The sequence below is a fragment of the Pseudomonas sp. AC463 genome (assembly GCF_979253585.1).
In genome coordinates, this window is record NZ_CEEDDZ010000146.1 from 1 (window position 1) to 421 (window position 421).

General features: G+C 57.0%; 1 protein-coding gene. It reads left to right on the top strand.

Annotation, left to right across the window (positions count from 1 at the left end; all coding sequences use genetic code 11):
* Nucleotides 1-252: hypothetical protein (locus AC0IYH_RS29515; protein WP_471837602.1), on the top strand; the 252-nt coding region annotated here is incomplete at its 5' end.
* Nucleotides 253-421 lie beyond the last annotated feature (169 nt).

Genomic DNA, 421 nt, shown 5'->3' on the forward strand with positions numbered 1-421 from the left:
GTTTCATTCTATCGGCAATTTTCGGCTGGGATGAACGACTCGCCAACTGCCATTCCGCCAACGCAGGAGACGTTCTACTCTGCAATGCAGCCTATAATGGGTGGCTTCGCCATCGCTCATGGACCCTTCACTATCGATGCTGAGGACATATCCTTCTTCATCAATCGTTGGACGGGACTATTTGCAAAAGCTGCGGGAGGCGAGCTCAGGCCGCCGAACCAGCTTCCTCTGAGCGAGAGGTTCTTTGAATGATGCTTTTCGGGCGTGGCGGCCTAGCTCGGTGCGATTGCTATTCGTCCTGCTGAGCTGCTCCCCGCCCGATCTATTCTAAATCGCTCCAGACGAACCCACCGTCCGGAAGCGGATCGAACGACACCGCCCGCCTAGCGAAGACGACGTGGTGCACTTCCACGGCCAGCGC